The organism is Eubacterium maltosivorans (genome assembly GCF_002441855.2).
Taxonomy (GTDB): domain Bacteria; phylum Bacillota; class Clostridia; order Eubacteriales; family Eubacteriaceae; genus Eubacterium; species Eubacterium maltosivorans.
This window is the reverse complement of sequence record NZ_CP029487.1, coordinates 3,982,001-4,005,776: the sequence shown is the minus strand read 5'-3', so window position 1 is coordinate 4,005,776 and position 23,776 is coordinate 3,982,001. Positions and strand designations below refer to the sequence as shown.

Annotated in this window: 19 protein-coding genes; 14 read left to right on the top strand and 5 right to left on the bottom strand. The window is 46.1% G+C overall.

All coding sequences use genetic code 11. The features are described from left to right. Positions 1 to 77: 77 nt before the first annotated feature. The 3 genes from CPZ25_RS18500 to uvrC are packed head-to-tail and all read right to left on the bottom strand — an operon-like array spanning position 78 to position 3,720. Positions 78 to 833, bottom strand: a complete 756-nt coding sequence (locus CPZ25_RS18500) for a phosphatase (protein WP_096918949.1) — start codon at positions 831 to 833, stop codon at positions 78 to 80. Beyond that, complete coding sequence (gene hprK / locus CPZ25_RS18495) at positions 830 to 1,825, bottom strand: HPr(Ser) kinase/phosphatase (RefSeq protein ID WP_082669356.1); 996 nt, start codon at positions 1,823 to 1,825, stop codon at positions 830 to 832. The genes CPZ25_RS18500 and hprK overlap by 4 nt, the downstream gene beginning before the upstream one ends. Next, complete coding sequence (gene uvrC / locus CPZ25_RS18490; protein WP_096918950.1) at positions 1,822 to 3,720, bottom strand: excinuclease ABC subunit UvrC; 1,899 nt, start codon at positions 3,718 to 3,720, stop codon at positions 1,822 to 1,824. The genes hprK and uvrC overlap by 4 nt, the downstream gene beginning before the upstream one ends. A 125-nt stretch (positions 3,721 to 3,845) precedes the next feature. On the opposite strand from uvrC, the gene CPZ25_RS18485 reads away from it, so the two are divergent. The 3 genes from CPZ25_RS18485 (at position 3,846) to CPZ25_RS18475 (ending at position 6,055) form a co-directional block, all read left to right on the top strand. Then, on the top strand, positions 3,846 to 4,100 hold the full coding sequence (locus CPZ25_RS18485) for a hypothetical protein (protein ID WP_013381885.1): 255 nt from the start codon (positions 3,846 to 3,848) through the stop codon (positions 4,098 to 4,100). Between the two features lie 141 nt (positions 4,101 to 4,241). After that, a complete protein-coding gene (locus tag CPZ25_RS18480; protein ID WP_074616641.1) occupies positions 4,242 to 4,898 on the top strand; it encodes an HAD hydrolase-like protein in 657 nt (218 codons plus the stop codon). Between the two features lie 92 nt (positions 4,899 to 4,990). Beyond that, positions 4,991 to 6,055: a DUF2776 domain-containing protein gene (locus tag CPZ25_RS18475; protein WP_096918951.1), complete on the top strand. Its 1,065-nt coding sequence runs from the start codon at positions 4,991 to 4,993 to the stop codon at positions 6,053 to 6,055. Between the two features lie 88 nt (positions 6,056 to 6,143). Here CPZ25_RS18475 and fsa read toward each other — a convergent pair whose 3' ends face one another. After that, positions 6,144 to 6,797, bottom strand: a complete 654-nt coding sequence (gene fsa, locus CPZ25_RS18470) for a fructose-6-phosphate aldolase (RefSeq protein ID WP_096918952.1) — start codon at positions 6,795 to 6,797, stop codon at positions 6,144 to 6,146. A gap of 336 nt (positions 6,798 to 7,133) precedes the next feature. Between fsa and malQ the strand changes: the two genes are divergently transcribed. The 6 genes from malQ to nrdG all read left to right on the top strand — a co-directional run bounded on the left by malQ (position 7,134) and on the right by nrdG (position 16,750). After that, the gene (gene malQ / locus CPZ25_RS18465) at positions 7,134 to 8,657 is read left to right on the top strand and encodes a 4-alpha-glucanotransferase (protein WP_096918953.1); all 1,524 of its coding nucleotides are present in this window, start codon (positions 7,134 to 7,136) and stop codon (positions 8,655 to 8,657) included. A 115-nt stretch (positions 8,658 to 8,772) separates the two neighbouring features. After that, complete coding sequence (locus CPZ25_RS18460; RefSeq protein WP_058695458.1) at positions 8,773 to 10,350, top strand: ABC transporter substrate-binding protein; 1,578 nt, start codon at positions 8,773 to 8,775, stop codon at positions 10,348 to 10,350. Positions 10,351 to 10,577: 227 nt separating this feature from the next. Further along, positions 10,578 to 11,852, top strand: a complete 1,275-nt coding sequence (larA, locus tag CPZ25_RS18455; protein ID WP_096918954.1) for a nickel-dependent lactate racemase — start codon at positions 10,578 to 10,580, stop codon at positions 11,850 to 11,852. Between the two features lie 180 nt (positions 11,853 to 12,032). After that, positions 12,033 to 13,664, top strand: coding sequence for a hypothetical protein (locus CPZ25_RS18450; protein ID WP_096918955.1), 1,632 nt, complete (start codon positions 12,033 to 12,035; stop codon positions 13,662 to 13,664). Between the two features lie 319 nt (positions 13,665 to 13,983). Continuing rightward, entirely contained in the window at positions 13,984 to 16,308 is a 2,325-nt protein-coding gene (locus tag CPZ25_RS18445) for an anaerobic ribonucleoside triphosphate reductase (protein ID WP_096918956.1), read from the top strand. Continuing rightward, positions 16,286 to 16,750 (top strand): anaerobic ribonucleoside-triphosphate reductase activating protein, encoded by a 465-nt coding sequence (nrdG, locus tag CPZ25_RS18440; RefSeq protein WP_058695462.1) that lies wholly within the window; start codon positions 16,286 to 16,288, stop codon positions 16,748 to 16,750. Before CPZ25_RS18445 ends, nrdG begins: the two co-directional genes overlap by 23 nt. Before the next feature lie 45 nt (positions 16,751 to 16,795). Here nrdG and cysK read toward each other — a convergent pair whose 3' ends face one another. Continuing rightward, positions 16,796 to 17,728, bottom strand: coding sequence for a cysteine synthase A (cysK, locus tag CPZ25_RS18435; RefSeq protein ID WP_096918957.1), 933 nt, complete (start codon positions 17,726 to 17,728; stop codon positions 16,796 to 16,798). Positions 17,729 to 17,954: 226 nt separating this feature from the next. Here cysK and CPZ25_RS18430 point away from each other — a divergent pair, with 226 nt between their 5' ends. The 5 genes from CPZ25_RS18430 (at position 17,955) to CPZ25_RS18410 (ending at position 23,501) form a co-directional block, all read left to right on the top strand. Continuing rightward, complete coding sequence (locus CPZ25_RS18430) at positions 17,955 to 19,088, top strand: trans-sulfuration enzyme family protein (RefSeq protein WP_096918958.1); 1,134 nt, start codon at positions 17,955 to 17,957, stop codon at positions 19,086 to 19,088. Positions 19,089 to 19,097: 9 nt separating this feature from the next. Next, on the top strand, positions 19,098 to 20,273 hold the full coding sequence (locus tag CPZ25_RS18425) for a MalY/PatB family protein (protein WP_096918959.1): 1,176 nt from the start codon (positions 19,098 to 19,100) through the stop codon (positions 20,271 to 20,273). A 188-nt stretch (positions 20,274 to 20,461) separates the two neighbouring features. Beyond that, positions 20,462 to 22,084, top strand: coding sequence for a putative manganese-dependent inorganic diphosphatase (locus CPZ25_RS18420; protein WP_074616622.1), 1,623 nt, complete (start codon positions 20,462 to 20,464; stop codon positions 22,082 to 22,084). Positions 22,085 to 22,188: 104 nt separating this feature from the next. Further along, positions 22,189 to 22,989 (top strand): hypothetical protein, encoded by an 801-nt coding sequence (locus tag CPZ25_RS18415; RefSeq protein WP_096918960.1) that lies wholly within the window; start codon positions 22,189 to 22,191, stop codon positions 22,987 to 22,989. A gap of 140 nt (positions 22,990 to 23,129) precedes the next feature. Then, positions 23,130 to 23,501, top strand: a complete 372-nt coding sequence (locus CPZ25_RS18410; RefSeq protein WP_013381903.1) for a helix-turn-helix domain-containing protein — start codon at positions 23,130 to 23,132, stop codon at positions 23,499 to 23,501. Positions 23,502 to 23,776: the final 275 nt, after the last annotated feature.

Sequence of the window (23,776 nt, the reverse complement as noted above, 5' to 3'; positions counted from 1 at the left end):
GCGTGCTTAATCTGCGGACAGCGGCAGGTTTTCATTATTTTCTCAGTTTATTATTGTAACATAAAAGCAGCGTTTTGTTAAAACAATTCTTCAGCTTCTTTTCTCGGATCAGTAAAAAGCTTTCGTCCCTTGGCCTCCAGATAATCAGTCAGGCGTCTGGTGTCCAGATTAATGATCAGCTCATCGGGAAATCCCACCTCATCCAGCGCCCTGTCAGCGTAAGGGAAATAGCCGATATCGGTGCAGAAATGCGTGTCGGTTCCCAGAATAACCGGAATATCCAGCTCCTTACAGCGCTTTGCGATGGCCACACAGTTTGGCTTAGAGCCATGTCTTATAAAAAAGGAACCGTTATTGATCTCGATGAGGGTATCCTTCCGCTTCGCTTCCTGCAGAATAGCCTCGTAGTCAAGCTCATAGGTCGGGTTGCCCAGATGACAGATAAAATCGACCAGCGGATTGTTAATAGCGCCCAGAACCGCGGAGGTATTATCTGCCTTTGAACCCGGCCTGATGCAGGGCTCGTGCAGGGACGCGGAGACGATCTCAAGGCGTCCCGCAATCCGCTCGGGCACATCGATGGCGCCGTCCTTATCCATGATGTTAGACTCTATGCCTTTCAGCACCTTCACGTTATTGATCACCGGCGGAATAATCCGGTAGTTGGCAAAAAACATTTCACCCGGAGATCCTGGAATTTCAGGACCGTGCTCTGTCAGACAGAACAGCTCAAGCCCCCTTCTGGACGCGGCTTCAACCAGCTCCATCAATGTGCAGTAGGCATGGCCGCAGGCCAGTGTATGTGTGTGTCCGTCCAGTACGTAATTTCTCACTTCTGTTCCTCCTTAAGCGCTTTCTGCTTTTCTTTTTCTTCCTGTTTTTTACGCGCTTCCGCAACCTCTTCGTTGTGCTTTGCGACCTTGTCGCAGAAGATCTGGGCTGAGCGGAACCCCAACGCCTTCATACGGTTGTTGATCGCGGCTGTCTCTATAATTACCGCCAGGTTCCGTCCTCCTGAAACCGGAATGGTTACCAGCGGCACCTCGATTCCAAGAATATCCTGTGTCTCCTCATCCAGGCCAAGCCGGTCATAGGGAGAGGTTTCATCCCAGTTTTCAAGCTTTATGACCATATCCACCTCCACGGACTGCTTAACAGCTTTTGCGCCATACAGGGTTCTCACGTCGATAATACCAATTCCGCGGACTTCCATATAATACCGCAGCATTTCAGGTGCTGTACCGCTCAGCACACGGTCCTGATGATTGCTGACCTCTACCACGTCGTCGGCAATGAGGGTGCTCCCCCGCTTAATAAGCTCCAGGGCTGTCTCACTCTTACCAATGCCGCTTGGGCCTGTAATCAGAACGCCCACGCCGTGGACCTCTACCAGCACGCCGTGCATACTGATCATCGGTGCGGTTTTACGGTCGATATAGTCAATTAAATGGTAAAAGAAAATGGATGTCTTTTCTTTGCTTCTCAACAGAATACGCCCATGCTTTTCAGCTGCCGCCTCAAAAATCTCTGCCTCCGGCAGATCCCAGCAGATAATCACACACGGAAAATCATAGGAGAAAAAGTCATCAATTCGTTTTTCACGCAGCTTGGGGTCGAGGCTCAGCAGATAGGAGGTCTCAACCTTCCCGATAATCTGGATACGCTTGGCGTCAAAATATTCATAATAGCCATGAAGCTGAAGTCCCGGGCGGTTCAGACCGCTGTCATAAAGATCAAACTCGTCGACTGGACTGTAAATTTCCTCAAGATTCAGGTCTTTACAAAATTCCGCAAGATTCATACATCCTAAAGATTCTTCGTTCATTTATTCTCTCTCTTTTCTTCAGATTTTGTTTTATGCTCATCATCATTGAAATAGTCAAAAACTGCCTGAGCGGTCTTATCACTCATGCCTGGCAGGGTTTTAAGCTCATCCAATGTTGTCTTCTTCAAATTATTAAGGCTGCCATAGTGCCGCATAAGCAGCTCACGGCGCTTCTTTCCAATTCCCGGGATTTCTTCCAGCCGGGATTCCAGCATTCCTTTTTTCCGCAGCGTCTGGTGGTAGCCCAGGGCGTAGCGGTGAACCTCCTCCGAGATATCACTCAAAAAGGTGCATAGCGGTGTGGATTTTTTCAGAGGATACTCCTCATCCTTATAGATAATCCCGCGAATCCTGTGGTGATCGTCCTTTACCATACCACAGACCTCAATATGAACGTCCGGGTACATCTGTAAAATGCTCCGGACTGCGTCGACATGGGTCTTTCCGCCATCGATGCAAAACACATCCGGAAAGGGCAGAAAGCTGCTTTTTTTAGGGTCTTTCCCCTCATTCTGTTCCTTTATGCCGCGCTCGATACGCCTGAAAATCATTTCCTGCATACTGGCATAGTCATTCTGCCCATCCACTGATTTTATTTTAAACCGGCGGTAAGCTTTTTTGTCTGGCTTCCCCCCCTGAAAGACAACCATACCGCCTACATTGTCGGTACCGCTGATATTTGAGATATCATAGGCTTCAATTTTCTCAGGCGTGTGGTCCATTCTGAGCAGGTCCTTGAAAGCGTCCAGGCGGCTTTTTTTCTTTTCCTCCTTCTGACGTTTTTCAAGCTCGTACTGCTTGAGGGTAAGCTCTGCATTTTCCTCCACCATCCGTGTCATTTTGGACTTCTGGCCCTTCTGAGGCCGTGTGAGAACCACCTTTGCGCCGCGCAGCTCAGCCAGCCACTCAGCGATGGTCTCTTCTTCGTCCTTGAGCAGCGGCGCACCCAGAATAATTTCCCTGGGAATAAACGGTTTTGAGGAATAATACTGCTTGACAAAGGTTGTCATAATATCCTCCGGCGTGGATTCCTCCACCCCCTCGAGGAAAGTATGGTCCCTGCCCAGCATTTTTCCGTCACGAACGTTAAAGACCTGAACACAGGCCAGGTCTTCGTCCTTTGCAAACGCGATAATGTCCTGGTCCTGCTGGTTGCTTACGATAATTTTCTGTTTTTCTACAATATGCTGGATGCCGTAAATCTGGTCTCTCAGCTTAGTGGCCAGCTCATAATCCATATTTTGGGCCGCCTCACTCATCTTTTCCTCAAGAGTTGAAACCAGCTCTTTATCCTTTCCATTGAGGATGGACAGGATATCGCTGATGTAAGCCATATATTCTTCCTTTGGCACATCGCCCTGACAGGGCGCGCAGCACTGCCCGATATAATAATTGAGACAGGGCCGTCCGTTCTTTTCCCCAAAGGCTACCTTGCGGTTACAGCGCCGAAGAGGGTACAGCTTTCCAATGGCTTCGATGGTTTTCTTTACCGCAAAACTGCTGGTAAAGGGGCCGAAATACTTGCCGCCATCCTTTTTGTGTTCTCTGGTCATAATGACCTTGGGGTACTCATCCTCCAGTGTAACCTTGACGTAGGGATAGCTTTTATCATCCTTTAGCAGAATATTATATTTTGGCCGGTGCTCCTTGATCAGGTTACACTCCAGAATCAGCGCTTCCAGCTCACTGTCCACCACGATGGTCTCAATATCGCAGATATGAGATACCAGAGTGACCGTCTTCGGCGTCAGGTTCTTAGAGTTTTGGAAATACTGCCGGAGACGGTTTCTCAGATTGATAGCCTTTCCGACATATATTATATCCCCCGCGGCATTTTTCATCAGATAAACGCCGGGATTTTGTGGTATATCTTTTAGTTTATTGCGATCGTACATGTCTATTCCTGAAATTTTTTAAGATTTTTCTACTTTTTGCCAAGAAATACTTTTATTTTCCATTCCATTTGGTATAATCTATCTATAAATAATGCAGTTACTTATACACGAAAGGATGTGTTCCTATGTTTGAAACAGTTATAATTGATGGTCAAAACACCATTTTGTCAAACGGCAGCTTCGAAGTTAAGATCATTCCTAAAATATACGGCGGCTACACCTTAACCAAAACAGTCAAGGATGACCCGCTTGATATCATCGAAATTCGGGATATCCGTCTGCCGCTCTCTGAAAAAGAAATCATCCGGGAAGCCAAAGCCCTTTTAAAGCAGAGCTATGATTCCGTAGACTTTAACAATTATAACATACAAACCATTTAAACAATACCCGACAGGGTTAAATTTTAAAATCTGAAAACGTCACAGGCCGCTGCACTCAGGTGTATCGGTCTTTTATTATCATTGCGCCTGTTCATTTTACTATGGTATAATTAAGCATCCCATAAGATAAGGAGTTCATTTATGAAAGAATACACTGCGATTATTTTCGATTTGGACGGTACGCTGCTCGATACTTCTGAGGGTATCTACAATGCTGTCCGTTTCACTGAAAAACGGATGCACTTTACACCAGTCGACGATGCCACCCTTCCGGAGTATGTTGGACCGCCCACTCTTTTCTCTTATAAAAAGCACTACGACATCGACGATGATACCGCCAAAAAGGCTGTTGTCCACCATCGAAAATACCAGAGTGAGCAAGGCGTAAAGGAAGCCCGCCCGTATGACGGTATGCCTGATTTACTCGCAATGCTGAGGGAATCCGGTCATAAACTGGGGGTCGCTACCCTCAAACGTCAGGATATTACTGAGGCAACACTGGCCGCGGCCAGTATGCTTTCCTGTTTTGACTCTGTCAGAGGCATTGACATGGCTGAATCTCTGACCAAATCTGATATCGTCAATCTGGTTCTCGAGGACCTCGGTGTCAAACCAGAAGAGGCTGTTCTGATCGGTGACAGCGCCTATGACGCCATCGGCGCGGGGCAGAGCGGTGTAGATTTTATCGGCGTTGAGTATGGCTTTGGTTTTAAAAACGCTCAGGAAATTGAGGCCTACAACCCTGTTTTTATCGCCTATTTTGTCGATGATCTGATCCAGTTTTTCGACCATTGTTAGGACTTTAAGGTTTTTCCAAAAAAAGATACTCAGCTCCTCTAAAGGGTATATAAATTACCGTCATTCAACTTTATCCTTTGGAGGTTTTTATTATGAATTATTTTATGAGTATCTTTTTCAGGCTCATCCCCCTTTTAATGGGGGCAATCTGTTTTAGCTACGGCATCTATGTCACTACCCTCGGAACTGCTCTGGGTTCCAGCTATCTGGTGGCCGGCCATGTGCTGATCTCACTGACCGCGATCTGTATCGCACTGTACTGTACAGCCGCTACCATTATCCGCCAGCTCATCAACCGGTACAGCAGCTTTTTTAAATGGTTTCTGCCTGTTCTCGGCTATGCTGTCAGTCTTTTTACTGTCGGCATGGGCATCTACTACTGGAATCTTCATACCATCAACACTGCTTACTTTGTTTCTGGCAACATTATCTTTGGTGTAGGCCTGATTGCATGCTGTGTCACCACTGTGGCCACATCCTCTACCCGCTTTCTTTTTATCCCGGCCAATTCCAATAAGTTACAGCCCAGCGACAAGCCCCAGGGCGCCTTTAGTGAAAACACAGCCAAAATTCTCATTGCCATTCCGGCTTTCTGCGCCCTCGTGGGGTTGATCCGGAGCATTGTACTGATATCGGCTGGACTGAGCTCTGAATACTTTGTGGCCGGCCACGTTCTTTTTGGCACCTCCCTTGTCTGTGCCAGTCTGATCGCACTGGTAGCCTCGGTGGTCCGTCAGATACAAAATACTTTTACAGACAGAGAGCGCTGGAAATGGACGATTTTCGTTTTAATTTTAGGCTCCATCAACGTTGTTCTGGGCATTGGCATACTGCTGGTTCAAAAAACACCGGCGTGGATCGCTCCAGGCTGGGTATTGATCGGTCTTGGTTTTATCTGCTACAGCATTTCAAGCAAGGTTATTCTCCTCGCTTCCGTCTGGCGTCAGACCTTCTCCCTCGCCAAGCGTATTCCGCTGATCCCGATCATAACCACCCTTTTCTGCCTCTTTACGGCCGCCTTCCTGTTTGAAGCAGAGCTCTTCAATTCTGCCTTCTTTGTTCCGGCCCGCGTGATGGTCGGCCTCGGCGCCGTCTGCTTTACGCTTTACTCGATTGTTTCCATTTTGGAATCTGGCACCTCCGGTTCCAGCGAGTGATATAATAAGAAAACCCCAGCTAAATATTCAGCTGGGGTTTTCTTATTATGAGGTTTAATATTAAAATTTAAAATGGGGTCGCAATTTACTATTCTCCGAAGACAGCTTTATAGTCTGCCTGGAATTTTTCAATTCCCTGATCGGTTAAGGGGTGTTTGGTCATCTGCATAATAACACCAAACGGCACAGTCGCAATATCTGCCCCGGCTCTCGCACAGTCGATCACGTGGATCGGGTTACGGACGCTGGCAGAGATAATTTCAGTCTCAATTCCCTGAACCTCGAAAATTTCCGCGATGGTCTCAATAAGCTCCACGCCAGGTGTGGAGATATCGTCCAGACGTCCAAGGAACGGCGAAACATAAGCCGCGCCGGCTCTCGCGGCCAATAATGCCTGCGCAGCGGTAAAAATCAATGTGACATTAACCTTGATTCCTTCGGCGGACAATACCTTGGTAGCCTTCAGACCTTCTGCAGTCATTGGAATTTTGACAACCATATTTTTATGAATTTTAGCAATTTCCCGGCCCTCTGTGATCATTCCCTCAGCGTCGGTAGTAGTCGCCTTCACCTCGCCGCTGATCGGTCCGTCAACAATCGAAGCAATCTCTGCGATTACTTCATTAAAATCACGGCCTTCTTTTGCAATTAAGGAAGGATTGGTTGTAACACCGCAGATAACACCCATGTCATTTGCATTTTTAATATCTTCTACATTAGCAGTATCCAGGAAAAATTTCATTTTCAGCCTCCATTTTTACTTGAATTTCAAAATAACAGATTCCTACACAATTTCTTAAATAAACAAATTATTTTTACATTTTTAAAAATATTTCGCAACTTACAAGAAATCATTTCTGTTTACACATACAGTATATAACGATGTAATACCAATGTCAAGGGCTTTAAGCATTTTCGCTCACTTTTCAAATTACTTTTACTTTTGTAAATATAATGAAATAAAAATTATATTTCCGGATAAATACCACAGGTGTGCAAACATTTACAAGTGTTGACTGGTATGATAAACTATTAAAGTCTTAAATACATATATAACTTTATAACGAGAGGATTTATCATGAGCTTTAAACGATCAAGCGGTATCTTAATGCACATTTCATCACTTCCTGGTAAATACGGTATCGGAACCTTTGGCAAAGAGGCCTGCTCTTTCATCAATCTTTTAAAAAAAATGGGCTTTACCTACTGGCAAACCCTGCCGTTGTGCCCGGTAGACGAGTGCCATTCGCCATATAAAAGCCCTTCCGCCTTTGCGGGTAATCCCTTTTTTATCGACCTCGAAATACTGGCCGAAGAAGGCCTCCTGACTCAGGACGAACTGAGGGCCAGTGAGTACAGCCACCCCTACAGCGCCGCCTATGAATGGCTGGATGAAACCCGCCCCAGTCTTTTTCGAAAAGCTTTCAGCCGCATCAATGACCAGATAAAATCTGACATTAAAGCATTTGAGGATAAGGAACGACACTGGCTTCCAGATTACGCTCTTTACATGACACTGAAAAAACAATTTGGCGGGAAAGACTGGTACCTTTGGGAAGACATCGGTCTCCGAGACCACCACACCGAGGCCCTGAGGGAAGCCCGGGAGACCTACGCTGAAGAGATTCTGTTTCATGAGTTTCTTCAGTACGAGTTCACTAAGCAGTGGAATGCTGTAAAGTGCTGCGCCAACGACAACGGTATCCAGATTATCGGGGATATGCCCATTTATGTCTCCCTGGAAAGCTCCGATGTCTGGGCGCACCGGGATCTCTTTGATCTCGATCCAGAGGGCCGGCCAAACCATATCGCCGGGGTGCCGCCGGATTATTTCTGCTGCGACGGACAGCTGTGGGGCAATCCCCTGTACAACTGGACTGCCATGAAAACTTCGGCCTATAAATGGTGGATCGACCGTATTGGCCGCTCCCTTGAGATCTATGATGCGGTCAGAATCGACCACTTCAGAGGGTTTTCCGCCTATTGGGCCGTTGCCGGCACTGCTAAAACCGCGCGAAACGGTAAATGGCTGGAGGGTCCGGGCATGGACTTCTTCAACGCGGTTTTCAACGCTTTCGATTTTAAGGAGCCACGCATTATCGCCGAAGACCTGGGCGTAATGGATGAGGGCGTTTTTAATCTTCTTCAGGAAACCGGCTTCCCCGGTATGCGTGTACTGCAGTTTGGCTTTATCGAGGACGGCAACAACCAGCATCTGCCGCATAATTATGTGGAAAACAGCATTGCCTACACAGGAACCCATGACAACAACACACTGCTTGGCTTTTTGTGGGAACTCCCCCCTTACAAACGTGACTATGCTTTAAAATATATCAATTATCCCTGCGGCGGTAACGAATGGCAGGAAGGGGGCCCCGAAAGCCCATCCTGCCACCATTTCATCCGCTGCCTGTGGCAAAGCTGCGCCAGCCTTGCCGTTCTGCCCATTCAGGACCTCTGCGGTTTTGGCGGCGACACAAAAATGAACTGCCCTGGCTGTGCCGACGGCAACTGGAGCTTCCGGATTACCCACGACGCTCTGGATACCATTGATATCTCCTGGATACGCTCTATGAATGAAATTTACAAACGCATTCCCTGATTCGCTCTCTCGACAAAGAGCAGATTTTATGGTAAAATCGTTATCATACAGGGTGTGAATTGAGCATTTTCACCTTCTGTAAACAGTTTTCAATATTTTATAGAGGAGAGAGAATATGAAAAGTATGAAAAAACTGGCTGCTTTACTGTTGGTTTTAGCGCTTGTCTTTACCGTAGCTGGCTGCGGCGACAAAGGTGCTTCAAGCAGCAGCAGTAGCGGCAATACCCTGCGTGTTGTCATGCAGGACCCAAATGTTCCAATCGACACCAACATGGGTACTCAGGCGTACCTGATTATGGTATCAGACCAGGCTTGCGAAACACTCATCGGCCTGAACAACGACACAACCCTGGACCCACAGCTGCTTAAGCAGATGCCGACCGTTTCCGACGACGGCCTGACTTACAGCTTTGAGCTTAAAGACGGTGTTAAATTCCATAACGGCGAAACCCTGAAGTCTTCTGATGTTAAGTATTCCTATGAACGCTTAATCACAAAAGGTCTCATGGGCTCACTGTTTGACCAGGTCGTTGGCTTTAAAGCCCTTGAAGACGGCACAGCCGATTCTCTTGAAGGCTTTAAAATCAAAGATGATACGCACTTCGATATCGTTCTTCAGCAACCCTACGCACCTTTCGAAGCCGCCTTATCCGCTCCATATGCTGTAATCTTCCCTGAAAAAGCCTGTGAAGAAGCTGGCGGAGACTGGGGACGTACTGTCCTGTACGGTACCGGTCCGTTCAAAATGACCTCCTATACTGCAGGCCAGGGCATTGAAATGGAACGCTTTGACGATTACCACGGCGATAAAACAAAGCTTGACGGTGTCAGCTTTAAGTTCGTAAACGACCTGAACACTCAGGTTATGGAATTCCAGAAGGGCAACTGTGATTTTGTCATGCTGGATACCGGACAATACGAAACCGTTACAAGCAACGATGCTGTCAAAGACAAAATGCACAGCTTCAACCCAGTCGGCCTTGTTTATTTAAGCCCGAACAATGAAATTTATACCGATTCAAGAATTAAAGAAGCACTGTCCTACGCGGTAGACCGCGAAGCTCTGTGCGACGAATTGTTATCCGGCGCCGCTACCCCGGCCAAAAGCTTTATCCCTAAGGGCCTGCTCGGATACAATGACTCCCTTCCAGCATATGAATACAATCCAGAAAAAGCAAAAAAATTACTGGCAGAAGCCGGTTACCCAGACGGTATTACCATTCCTGTAGTTGGTTCAACCAATTACCAGACACTGATCAAGGTGGCCACTGCAATTCAGGATCAGGCAAAAGCAGCCGGTATCAATATCGAACTGTCTCAGGTTGACCACGCAGGCTACAACGATATGAACAAGAGCGGTTCCCTCAATCTGACAGTCAGCAACTGGTATACCGACTATGTCGATCCAGATGGTATGATCTACCAGCGTATGTCTGCCACAACTACCCAGCAGGTATCCAACAAATACAACAATCCGGAATTCAACGATCTTATCAACCAGGCGCGTCAGACAAAGGACGAAAGCAAACGCCAGGAATTGTATGAAAAAGCCGATGAAATCCTGACACACAAAGATTATGGTGCTATTCCACTGTATAATGACACCATGTTCTACCTGTTAGGCGACAATGTTAAAAACTTCGAAGTTACCAGCATCTACCGCTACCATTTTTATGATGCCGAACTTCAATAATAATGCTCAGAAAGCTCCGCGGCCGCGGAGCTTTTTTATTTTGGATGTTCTACTTTTGCTGTCCAAATCTCCAATTTAAAAAATTCTTTTTGAAAACGGTTTTTTTATCCTTGACTTTCTTTGAAAAGCGTACTACAATAAGAACATAACTGGTAAGACCACTTACCAATAATTTCGACCGAATTTATACTCACATCATGCTAAATCATTTAAACTGGAGGATCATTATGATTTCAAAAATTCCCTATGGCAACACAGAACTGACCCTGGAGCTACCTGATGAACAGGTCTCAGGCGTTTTAAATTCCAATATCGGTAACCTGCAGAACGACCAGACCGAGGATGACATTGTCAAAGCTGCAATGGCAAAACATTTGGGTAGCGCTTCCTTAAAGGAGCTGGCAAAGGATAAAAAAACAGCGGTCATTATTATCAGCGACCATACGCGTCCCGTCCCAAGCAAACACATTATTCCATTTATGCTTGAAGAAATGCGCGAAGGAAACCCGGATATCGATATCACATTGCTGGTCGCCACAGGTTTTCACCGCGGTACGACACCGGACGAGCTGGTTTCAAAGCTGGGACAGAAAATTGTTGATGAAGAAAAAATTGCCGTACACGATTCTTCCAATGCTGACGAAAACGTAAAAATCGGTGTCCTTCCCTCTGGCGCTGATCTGATCATAAACCGGCTTGCCGCCGAAGCCGATCTTCTTGTCTCTGAGGGATTCATTGAACCTCATTTCTTTGCAGGCTTTTCAGGCGGACGGAAAAGTGTGCTGCCAGGCGTTTCTGACCGCGTGACTGTCTTAGGTAATCACTGCAGCAAATTCATCGCAAGTCCTTATGCGCGCACTGGCATTTTAGAAAACAACCCGATCCACACCGATATGAAATCTGCCGCGAAACAGGCGGGCCTCCAATATATCGTCAATGTGATCATCGACGAGGAAAAGCGTGTTGTCATGGCCTTTGCCGGCGATCCCTTCATTGCGCATGAGGCAGGCTGCGAATTTTTAAAGCAATACTGCCGCGTCAAGGCTGTTCCGGCCGATATTGTCATTACTGGTAACGGCGGAGCGCCTCTTGACCAAAACATGTACCAGTGCGTTAAGAGCATGACCGCTGCCGAAGCATCCGCCGGAGACGACGGCGTCATTATTCTCTGCGCAGAATGCCTGGATGGTACTGGCGGAGACGGTTTTTACCGCGCGATGCGGGACTGCGAATCTGCGAGAGCGCTTTTTGAAAACATTATGACCATCCCACAGAATCAGACACAGCCCGACCAATGGGAATACCAGATTCTTGCGCGGATTCTCTCAAAGCATACGGTTTTATATGTTACACGTCCGGAAATGAAAGATATCGTAACAGAAATGAAAATGACCTACGCGCCTGATCTTGACACTGCTGTCAAAATGGCAAAAGAAATTAAAGGTGAAAACGCCAGCTTTACCGTTATTCCAAACGGAATTGCCGTTATCGTCGAACAATAAAGCTCATTATCTACCTCTCTAAATAAATATATGAAAAGGGCGCCCACCAGGGTGCTTTTTTCGTGTATTTATCAATAAACAAGGTGCTTTTCATTGATAAACAGTTCACTCCCGGGCAATTTTGTGTTATAATAAATGCGATTGGCAATTTGACAATATTCGAATGCTCAAGGAGGGCTTATGAAGACCCGGAAAACCTTATTATTGATAATATTGTGTCTGCTCTTTACCGGTATGCCGGTATGTGCCCAGGCACCTGAAAATACGGCCGACAGCGCCGAAACCTTAATCTCCGCAGTCAGTGCGCTTAACGAAACCGGAGGTACCATTCATGTTACAAAAGACATTGTTTTAGGAAGAGACAGCAGTATCGGAGGCTTTGAGCCGGACAGCAGCATCACCCTGGATCTTGGCAGAAATACGCTCTATATCCAAAACAGCTTTTCCTTTAAGAACATAACCATTACCGGCCAGAAAACCTTGCTCACGCTGGAGAACAATGCTGACCTTCAGCTTGACCATTCCACTCTGACAGCTGAAGCCGAAAACAGCACAGCTATTAAAATCAGCGGAAACAGCTGCCTGTCAGCAAAGGCTTCAAAAATTGAAGTGGCCGGTACCAACACCTGTGGTATCAGCGCCGTCGGCACAGCCTATCTGTCCTTGGATACCACCTCTGTCCATACCACTGGCAGCAGCAGCACCGCCATTCAGACAAAGGGCAGTCTTGATGCCTATTTCAGTGAAATTACCGCTGATGGAACTGGCGCCACTGCTGTTGACGCAGGCGAGGTGCTTCTGAATACAAGCGTTGTCTCTCCAGAGGTAGAAAACGCAGTTATTGCAGATACCACTGCAGTTCCCAAAAATGCAGGATACCACTATACAGAACTGAATACCCCGGGCAGTCTGCCCGGCAGTATGGTCTTTAAAATTACCGACAAGGATACCGGCGATATCCGTTACAGCCCGTCGCTGCCAGTCTGCTGGAATACAGACACCGCAGATATTACAAAAGCTGGGATTTATTCGCTCAGTTATGAACTCTGCCCCGATACTTTTACGCCGGCCGGTGCTGCTGCTTTGCTGAAAAGTCAAAATCAACGGCTCGTCGTCATTGATCCTAAAAAACCATTTATTTATTACGACGCGCCTGTGACTGAAAGCATCGGCAGCTACAGTATGCTTCTCCGTTTCCACCAGCCAATCCAAAGCTTTGGCACACCAACACTTTGGGTGGAAAAGGATGACAGCAGCACATGGCAGGCCTGGCCGGCTGAAAAGCTCACAGCCACAGCAGCCAACCAATACAGTCTGACCGGCCTGGAAGCCGGCCACAGCTATGTTTTCCAGCTCGAAGCTAAGAACGGCAGCATAAGCGGTGATTCCAACGCCATCCGTATTACCCTTGATCAGGAGGGAAACCCCACTGTTACACAGAGCGATAGGAACCACGGCAGTAACGAAACAAAAGTAGTGCCCACGGCAGTCCCCAAAGTCTCCGTCGAAAAAGAATCCTCATCACTTGCTGTTTCAAGCCCTGGTGAAAATGTCAAAACGGGTACCAGAGAAAGCCTGAAATCCGAATCGACCCTTTATCTCCAGGAAATGGGCAATGCCTTAAAAACAGTATCCAGCTACCTGAACGGTACCACCTCCGTGTCCGAGAATGTGAACACTGGGATTACAGGCGTTATAAAAAATAATGTAAAAGGTGGACTGCCTGCAGCGGCAGCACTCAGTCTGACCTTACTCTGCGCCGTGACCATGCTGCTCGTCCGCAGCGAAACATCCGATGTAAAAGACGATTAGCAGCGATGACGCTAAAACCATATATTGTATGTTATACTTGGCAAAAACAAATTTTTATCTAAATGTAGCGGTATACGTTAAAACAGCGTACACCGCTTTTTTATATTGGTCAGCTGTTTTCATCTGTAAAAAATTGTCCTCTTTCACGCTTATTTAATAAAAATTTTTGTGCACATTTTTTATCCACAGGCCTCAGCCCTCTCATACGCTCATTTTAATCATTTTCACAAAATGTTGTCCACAAATTGACAGAGAGCACAATATATAGTATGATTTTCGAAGTAACCGACAATAACTAAGCATCCGGAGGAATGATGTAATGATCGACAATATTATTAAACGGAACGGAACTGTAGCGCCATTTGATGCCCGTAAAATCAGCAATGCCATTTACAAGGCGAATATCTCTGTGAGCGGCGAGTCTATGACAGAAAAGCACATTGAGTTTCTGACCAATGTGGTCACCTCAGCGGCTGAGCCTTTAGGCCGTCCAACGGTGGAGCAGATACAGGATATTGTGGAAGAAACGCTGATCAAAGCTGACTACGCCAAAACAGCAAAAGCCTATATTCTATACCGTGCCGAGCACGCTAAAACACGTCAGGCTGAGAGCGATTTGATGGAAATTTATAAAGATCTCACTTTCCGTTACGCTGAAGACGCAGACCTTAAACGTGAAAACGCCAATATCGACTCAGATACAGCAATGGGAACCATGCTGAAATACGGTTCTGAAGGATCAAAATATTTTATCGATAATTACATTCTTCCGCGCGAAATTGCTGATGCACATATCTCCGGTGATATCCATATTCACGATAAAGATTTTTATATGCTGACTGAAACCTGTTGCCAGATTGACCTGCTTAAACTCTTTAAGGGCGGCTTCTCAACAGGACATGGCTACCTGCGTGAGCCCAACGACATCCGCAGCTACTCCGCTCTTGCCTGCATCGCCATTCAGGCAAATCAAAATGAAATGCACGGAGGCCAGAGTATTCCAAACTTTGATTATGCCATGGCGCCCGGTATTGTCAAGACTTTCAGCAAGCTATACCGCAAAGCGCTAATCAATGATCTCTGTGTCTGTTCCGGAAAGGAACGCGAAACAATCACCGAGATGGTTGTCTCTGCCTGTGAAAAAATTAATGTCCCAGTTACTATGGATACACAGGAAACCTTCGGTCAGAAGCTGGCCGCATTTTTTAAAGGGTCTTCTTTTGATACCCAGATGATTAAAAAAAACCATGAGCTGGCCTGCCAGACCGCACTGCGCGAATCCGAGGAAGCCACCTATCAGGCGATGGAAGCCTTTATTCATAACCTGAATACCATGAACTCCCGGGCCGGTGCCCAGGTTCCTTTTTCCTCTGTAAACTATGGTACGGATACCTCCGCCGAAGGACGAATGGTCATCAAAAACCTGCTGAAAGCCACAATGGCCGGACTTGGCAACGGCGAGACGCCCATTTTTCCGGTTCAGATTTTCAAGGTAAAAGAGGGGATTAACTATGACAAGGCCGATCCCAACTACGATCTTTTTAAACTGGCCATCAAAACTTCCTCCAAACGCCTTTTCCCGAACTTCAGCTTTCTGGACGCCCCTTTTAATTTACAGTATTACAAAAAGGGCGATTATAATACAGAAGTAGCCTACATGGGCTGCCGGACCCGGGTTATGGGCAATCATTATGACCCTGAAAATGAAACGACCTGCGGGCGCGGCAATTTAAGCTTTACTTCCATCAATTTACCCAGGATCGCTCTTGAATCCGAGGGAAGTCTTGATACTTTTTACAAGCTTTTGGATGAGCGTGTCTCTCTGGTTGTGACCCAGCTGCTTCACCGTTTCAAAATCCAGGCCGCTAAACGGGGGCGTAATTATCCTTTCCTGATGGGACAGGGCGTCTGGATCGATTCGGAAGGCCTTGGCCGGGACGACCGGATCGAGGACGTTTTAAAGCACGGAACCCTCAGCGTCGGCTTTATCGGGCTTGCTGAGACTCTCAAGGCGCTTACGGGCAAGCACCATGGAGAAAGCGCGGAAAGTCAGACTCTGGGTCTTCAGATCGTTGGGCATCTGCGGCGCCTGATGGACGCTGAATCTGAAAAGACAGGCTTAAACTTTACCCTGCTCGCTACACCGGCTGAAGGGCTCAGCGGCCGTTTTGTCTCCATCGACCGCGAAAAATTCGGGACTGTCCCCGGCGTTACCGACCGCGAGTTCTATACGAATTCCTTCCATGTTCCGGTCTACTACCCCATACAGGCCTATAAAAAGATTCAGTTGGAAGCGCCTTACCATGCGTATACCAACGCGGGGCACATCAGCTATGTCGAGCTGGACGGAAATGCCAGCGCCAACCTCGCAGCCTTTGAAAAAATTGTCCGCTGCATGAAGGAAGCCGGTATCGGCTACGGTTCCATCAACCATCCCGTCGACAGAGACCCAGTCTGTGGCTACAACGGTATTATCGGTGAAGAATGTCCAAACTGTCACAGACATGAGGGTGATGGAAACCCTGATTTTGAGCGCATCCGCCGTATTACTGGCTATCTGGTAGGTACCATTGACCGCTGGAACAACGCAAAGCGCGCGGAAGAGAAAGCGAGGGTAAAGCATGGCGTTTCTGCAAATCAATAATTGTATCGAAGAATCCATAGTTGACGGCCCTGGGCTTCGCTTTGTCATCTTTACCCAGGGCTGCCCCCACAATTGCCCCGGCTGCCATAATCCTCAGACACATCAGCGAACAGGCGGCACTTTTGTGGAAACAGAGATGCTTTTCGCTCGAATAATGGAAAATCCTCTTCTTCAAGGCGTTACATTCAGCGGCGGCGAGCCCTTTCTGCAGCCAGCCGCCTTGGCCGGCCTGGCTCATAAACTTCATGCAAAGGGTTTGGATGTGGTTACCTACACTGGCTACACGCTGGAAAGACTGAAAGCCCTGAATGATAACGGCGTCAAGGCTCTGCTTCAGGAAACCGATCTGCTCATTGACGGGCCATTCCAGTTTGAAAAGCGTGATCTGACCCTCCCCTTTCGTGGAAGCAGTAACCAACGTGTTATTGAATTACGACACTAAAAAAACGGGTGTGTACACGATATTCGTACACACCCTTTTTTTAATTTATTCCTCAAACAAGGCAGTTGATAAATAGCGTTCTCCGGTATCGGGTAACAGCACCACAATATTTTTCCCTTTATTTTCAGGACGCTTTGCAAGCTGCGTTGCCGCCCATAGCGCCGCGCCTGAAGAAATGCCGACCAGCAGGCCTTCCTCTTTTGCAACCTCCCGGCCTGCCGCAAAAGCGTCTTCATTATCAACTTTAATGATCTCATCGTACACACCGGTGTTCAACGTATCCGGTACAAAACCAGCGCCAATGCCCTGAATTTTATGCGGACCTGCTTTTCCTTCTGACAGCACCGGAGAACCCGTCGGTTCAACGGCAATCACTTTTAAATCTGGATTTTTAGATTTCAGGTACTCGCCTACGCCGGTAATCGTGCCGCCTGTACCAATACCAGCTACAAAGTAATCTACTTTTCCATCTGTATCTTCCCAGATTTCCGGACCCGTTGTGGCTCTGTGCACAGCCGGGTTTGCAGGATTGACAAACTGCCCTGGAATAAATGAGTTCGGTGTTTCCTTGGCCAGCTCCTCTGCCTTAGCGATAGCACCCTTCATACCAGCAGCGCCATCGGTCAGAACCAGCTCTGCCCCATAGGCCTTTAATAGCTTTCTGCGTTCCACACTCATGGTCTCAGGCATTGTCAGAATCACGCGGTAGCCTCTGGCAGCAGCAACACTCGCCAGACCAATGCCGGTATTACCACTCGTCGGTTCAATAATAACAGAGCCTTTCTTCAGCAGCCCCTTTGCCTCTGCGTCATCAATCATGGCTTTCGCAATACGATCCTTAACGCTCCCCGCTGGATTAAAGTACTCAAGCTTTGCCAGCACTGCAGCATCTAATGCATTTTTCTTTTCATAATTGCTCAGCTCCAAAAGCGGTGTTTTTCCAATTAATTCTGTTAAACTCTTATAAATTTTTGCCATTTTGTTTTCCTCCGTTCAAAATATTATATTCTTTGGTTTTCATATATGATTAGTATGATTTTTATTATATGCCGATGAGCCAATTCTGTCAAGCTCTTTTGAAAAATAATCCATATTTTTCATATATGTTTTAAAAAAATTGTTGACTTCCGGTATTTTTCGTACTATGATTATAAAAACATATCTATTGACTATGTCTTATATCATTTAAAAAGGAGACTTTCCTATGAACATTAATACCCTCTGCATTCACGGTTCTAACGTTTATCGCAATGACACCGGAGCCATTTCTGTTCCTATTTTTCAAAATGCTACCTTTGCCCACCCCGGTGTGGGTCAGAGCACAGGCTATGATTATTCGCGTATTCAGAACCCGACCCGGGAGCACCTCGAGGAAACCATCGCCAGACTGGAACACGGAAACGATGCGCTGGCCTTCTCCTCTGGCATGGCGGCCGTTACCGCTCTTTTTGAGCTGTTTAAAGGCGGCGACCATATTATCACCTCTGATGATCTTTACGGAGGCTCACACCGGTTGTTTAACACTATTTCCTCCAATCATGGGCTGCATTTCACAGCAGTCAACACCTCAGATACAGCGGCGGTCAGGGAGGCTGTCACGTCTTCCACCAAAGCTATTTTTATCGAAACACCGACCAACCCTATGATGAAGGTTACCGATATAAAAGCAATAGCCGAAATTGCAAAGGCCCATGATCTTTTGCTGCTGGTGGATAATACTTTTTTAACACCTTACTATTTAAACCCTCTGGATCTCGGTGCAGATGTGGTGGTCCACAGCGGCACAAAGTATTTATCCGGGCACAACGACACACTTGCCGGTTTTCTTGTTACCAAAAACGAGGCTTTATCCGAGCGTCTCCGCTTTATTTACGGAACCACCGGCGCCTGTCTCTCCCCATTTGACAGCTGGCTGGTTCTCCGGGGTATAAAAACTTTAGCCATACGTATGGACAGACAGCAGCAAAATGCGTTAGAATTATCTAAGTGGCTGTCACAGCACACTCGAATTAAACAGGTCTTTTATGTTGGTCTTCCAGATCATCCTGACTACGCGCTTTCCCAAAAACAGGCCAGAGGCTCCGGCGCAATGATCTCATTCAAGGTTGACTGCCCTCAGACGGCGGTAAACGTGCTTGAGCGTGTTTCCCTTATACTTTACGCCGAAAGTCTTGGCGGGGTTGAGTCCCTCATCACCTATCCAATGCTTCAGACTCACGCCGATGTGCCTGAAAGCATAAGGGAATCTCTCGGTATTGACGACTGTCTGCTGCGTTTGTCTGTAGGGCTGGAGGATATTAATGATCTCATTGCCGATCTCGATCAGTCACTGAAATAGGAGGAATTTATGTCTTACAATTTTGATGAAATAGTGGACCGGAAAAATACTGGTTCCATTAAGTATGATTTTGCTGCAGAACGAGGGATGCCTGAAGATATCCTTCCCCTCTGGGTAGCCGATATGGACTTTAAGACGCCACAGCACGTCATCGACGCCCTTGTAAAAACCAGCGCACACGGTATCTATGGTTACTCAGATGTAAAATACGATTATTTCGACACGCTGCAAGCATGGTACAGCCGGCGCTTCAACTGGGAGCCAGAGGCCTCCTGGCTCGTCAAAACGCCTGGTGTCGTCTATGCCATTGCCACAGCAGTGCGGGGCCTGACTGAAAAAGGAGACGCTGTACTGATTCAGCGGCCGGTTTATTACCCCTTCACACGCTGCATTGAGGTTAACGAACGCCAGCTGGTAAACAATCCATTGCTCTATCAAGACGGCCGATATACCATTGATTTTGATGATTTTGAGCAGAAAATTGTCGATAATAACGTCAAGTTGTTTATTCTCTGCAGTCCGCATAACCCTGTTGGCCGCGTCTGGACAAAAGATGAACTGACGCGGATGGGCGATATCTGCCTTGCCCACAATGTGACAATTGTATCAGATGAAATCCATGCTGATTTTGTATATGAAGGGCAGACTCATACCATTTTTGCCAGCATAAAACCAGACTTTGCGGACATCAGCCTTACCTGTACTGCTCCCAGCAAAACCTTTAATCTTGCCGGACTTCAGGCTTCCAATATCTTTATCCCCAACCGGACGCTCCGCCACACATTTAAAGCGGAAATGGAGCGTTCCGGTTTCAGCCAGGTTGGCCTCATGGGGCTTGTTGCCTGTCAGGCTGCCTATGCCCACGGCGAAGAGTGGCTGGAAGCATTAAAGCAGTATCTTGCCTCCAATTTATCCTTTGTCCGTGATTTTCTGAAAAAAAACTTACCACAGGTAAAACTTGTCGAGCCAGAAGGAACCTATCTTGTATGGCTGGATTTCAGGGAACTGGGCTTGTCCGAGGATGCTCTGGAGGATATGATTGTCAATAACGCCAAACTCTGGCTGGACCGCGGCGCCATGTTCGGTCCCGAGGGCGAGGGCTTTGAACGATTTAATATTGCCTGTCCAAAAGCGACATTGGAGAGAGCCTTTTCCCAACTCAAGACTGCCATTGACACTATTTAATCTCAAACGGTGGAAGCAGAAGCTTCTGCCGTTTTTTATTGCCAAGCTTAAATATTCCTTTTATTCCAACCACTTTACCAGAAGCTTAATTTCCTGCGTCTTATAATCTGATACCCTTTACAGAGATTATTAATGGATTTTTTTTTCTTATTATGATAGTATTACAAAAAAAGGAGAGAATTCGAAATATGGCTCAAGCTATTTATGTTTTTGGACATCAAAATCCCGATACGGATTCCATTTGCGCCTCTCTTTCCTACGCCTACCTGAAACAGGCTCTCGGAAACGAAAACGTTGTGGCATGCCGTCTTGGTAATATCAATAAAGAAACAAAATATGTACTGGATTATTTTAACGTGGAGCCGCCTAAGCTGATCAAAAGCGTTAAGCCCCAGGTTTCCGACCTTCATTTCAATAATTTTTCTATGGCGACAGAACAGGATTCGGTATTAAAAACCATGAATCAAATTATTTCAAACCCCGGCCGTTCCCTGCCCGTTGTTGACGCCGATAAAAAGCTTCTCGGTATCATCTCGCTTCCAGATATCATACAGGCCTACACAGACCCTTATGTTGAATCCATCCTTAAGGACACCAAAACACCTTATAAAAATATCATTGAAATTCTGGACGCCCGTATTATCGGGGAGATTCCATATGACTGCGTTACCGGCAACCTTTACACTAACACCGAGCTGACAGCCGGCCAGAAGCTCAGCGCTGAAGATTTTGTCGTCACAGCCCTTAATGACGGCTCACTTGAAAAGGCCTTTAAGGTCGGCGCAGAAAACATCATTATCTCCAATACACCGATTGGTACAACACCGCCGGTTCCTGAAAATTATAAGGGACTCATATTCCTCTCTAATCATTCTCCCTTTGAGGTCATCCGCCTTTTAACCCAGGTAATCCCAATTACCAACTTCGTAAAGCGAGAAAATCTGGAGTACTTTGTCACCTACGAAACGATCGACGACGTCAAGGAAAATATGCTCACCTCTAATCATACGCGGTTTCCAGTTGTCTCCGAAGACGGTATGGTTCTCGCCTCCATTACCAAAAGTAATTTGCTGGACTATAACCGCAAGCAGGTTATTCTCGTTGACCACAACGAACGCGGGCAGTCCATCCGAGGCGTAGAAGAAGCTGAAATTATTGAGGTTATCGACCATCACCGCGTAGCTGAAATACAGACGTCTACACCGCTGTATCTGCGGATTGAGCCCGTAGGCTGCACCTGTACCATTGTGTCAAAGATGTACCACGAACGGAATATTCCAATTCCGCGTCCCATTGCTGGCTTGATGCTCTCAGCCATTATTTCAGACACTCTGCTTTTCCATTCTCCTACCTGTACCGAGACTGACCGGAAAATCGCAGAAGAGCTTGCGGATATCGCAGGTGTTGATCTGAAAGCCTATGGCGAAAACATGCTGGTAGCCGGCAGCAACCTGGCGGACATGTCTCCCAGGGAAATCTTATCCGCAGACCGCAAGCGCTTTACCATGGGTAATTATAAAGTCATGGTTTCTCAAATCAACACTGGTGACTTTAAGGGTATGTTCAAGCAGCTCAGACCTGTATTATCTGAAATGGAAAAAGCGTGCGCCGAAGAGGGTTTTGACCTGGCTGTCCTGATGGTAACGGATATTATTATGGGCGGCAGTGAAATACTGGTCGCTGGCAAATCCAGAAAGCTTGCCGAGGCAGCTTTTGGTATCGGAGAGGATGACATCAGTAAATTTTTTCCTGGCGTTTACTCCAGAAAAAAACAGGTGGTGCCGCCGCTCATGAATGCTTCAGCGTTATAATTTAATAAACCTTAACAAAAGAGAAGGAGTTTCATTCTTTCTCTTTTCTTTTGTTTATATTTACTCTATAATGGTATAAAGAATTAAGATGAAAGGAGACCTGCATGCAACGAATTAAACAAAATATGATTTTTACCCTGATTCTTATTTTTGCATGTCTGCTTCTGCTTTCAGGATGCAGTAAAAAGGAACTTGTCAATAACAGTATTACCGGAGAAATTCTCGATTCAGAAAAGTCTGAAGCACTGATTGACGGCACCTATACCGCCACGTCCAAGTATTATGATCCCAGAGGCTATGGCCAAAAAATAACTGCCTCCGTGCACAAAGGCATTATCACAAAGGTCACTTATGAGGAAACCAACGCTCAGGGGACTAACCGCCTGTCTGTCCCTTCCCCCAAAGATGGCTGGACTGAAACAGACCTGAGTCTGAGCGCCATTTATTCAAAACTTTACACAAGTTTTATTGAAAAGCAAAACCCTTCAGTTGACTCGGTTACCGGTGCAACTCAGACCACCGAAAACTTTAAAAGCCTGGCTGCTTCTGTCTTTGACGACTGTAAAACCGGTGATACCACACCTAAGGTTATCAATGATTTTATCTGGACCTATACGGCCGAAAGTCCGGCTGAGGATGCCTTGGGATACAAAGGCAAGCTTTCGATAACCTTTGATAATGACGCCATCACTCAGGTAGTTTATGATGAATACAAAGACAATAATCTTAAATCCTCAAATGTGCTGATGAAGCAGTATTTTGCGTCGCTGACAAAGGAAACAATGCAAAAACAGACATTGGCTCCGGTGACTGTCGACCCGGTCAACACCCCGCTGGAAGCCGCTAAATACAATGAATTGCTTCAGATTATCGCCAATCAGAGGATGCTTTTCGGTTCGGTATAAAAAAGAATAAATGTAAAATCCCAATGGTTTGGCATAATTCCTTTTTGACTTGACAAAAATGCAACAAACATATATACTTGAATAAACTGGTTATGATCGCTGCGTCAAAAACTAACATATTTATTAGAGAAGGTGGAAAAATGGAGAATAATACATTTGGTTCACGTCTTAAGGCTTTAAGACTGTCTAAAAATCTAACTCAGGAGAAATTCGCAAATATTTTTTATCTTAATAAAAGTTCAATTTCTAAATATGAAAAAGATAAAAATTTGCCAGAAAATCAATTATTAATTAAAATCGCTGACTTTTTTGATGTATCTGTTGATTATTTGTTATGTAGAACATCCCAGCAAAAATTATTGCCAAGCAATCCAAAACCAATGAGCGGTGAAGAATTTTTAAGCTCTTATGTTTTCTCTGAAGAAGAAACCGAAGCTTTTGCAGCTTATTTTTCTTTCCCAGACGACTTGAAAAAGGAAGTTTTAGACTATATTCGTTTTAAACAACAATAATTCAAAGCTTGGGAACCTCTCACTTTCCAGGTCATCAGTAAAAGGTTAATTAAAAACCCCGCTGTGAACACAGCGGGGTTTTTTATATTCATTTATACCAGTAACGAAATAAATATGCCTAAGAAGCTAATCATTCCGATACCCAACAATTTGTCATATTTCATTACGGTCACCTGTCTTTCTCTGATTTTTAACTTAATGCTATTATACCCGACACATGTATCAAGCCTACAACCATGAAGCTAAAAATTTTATGAATTAAGTAAACATAATGA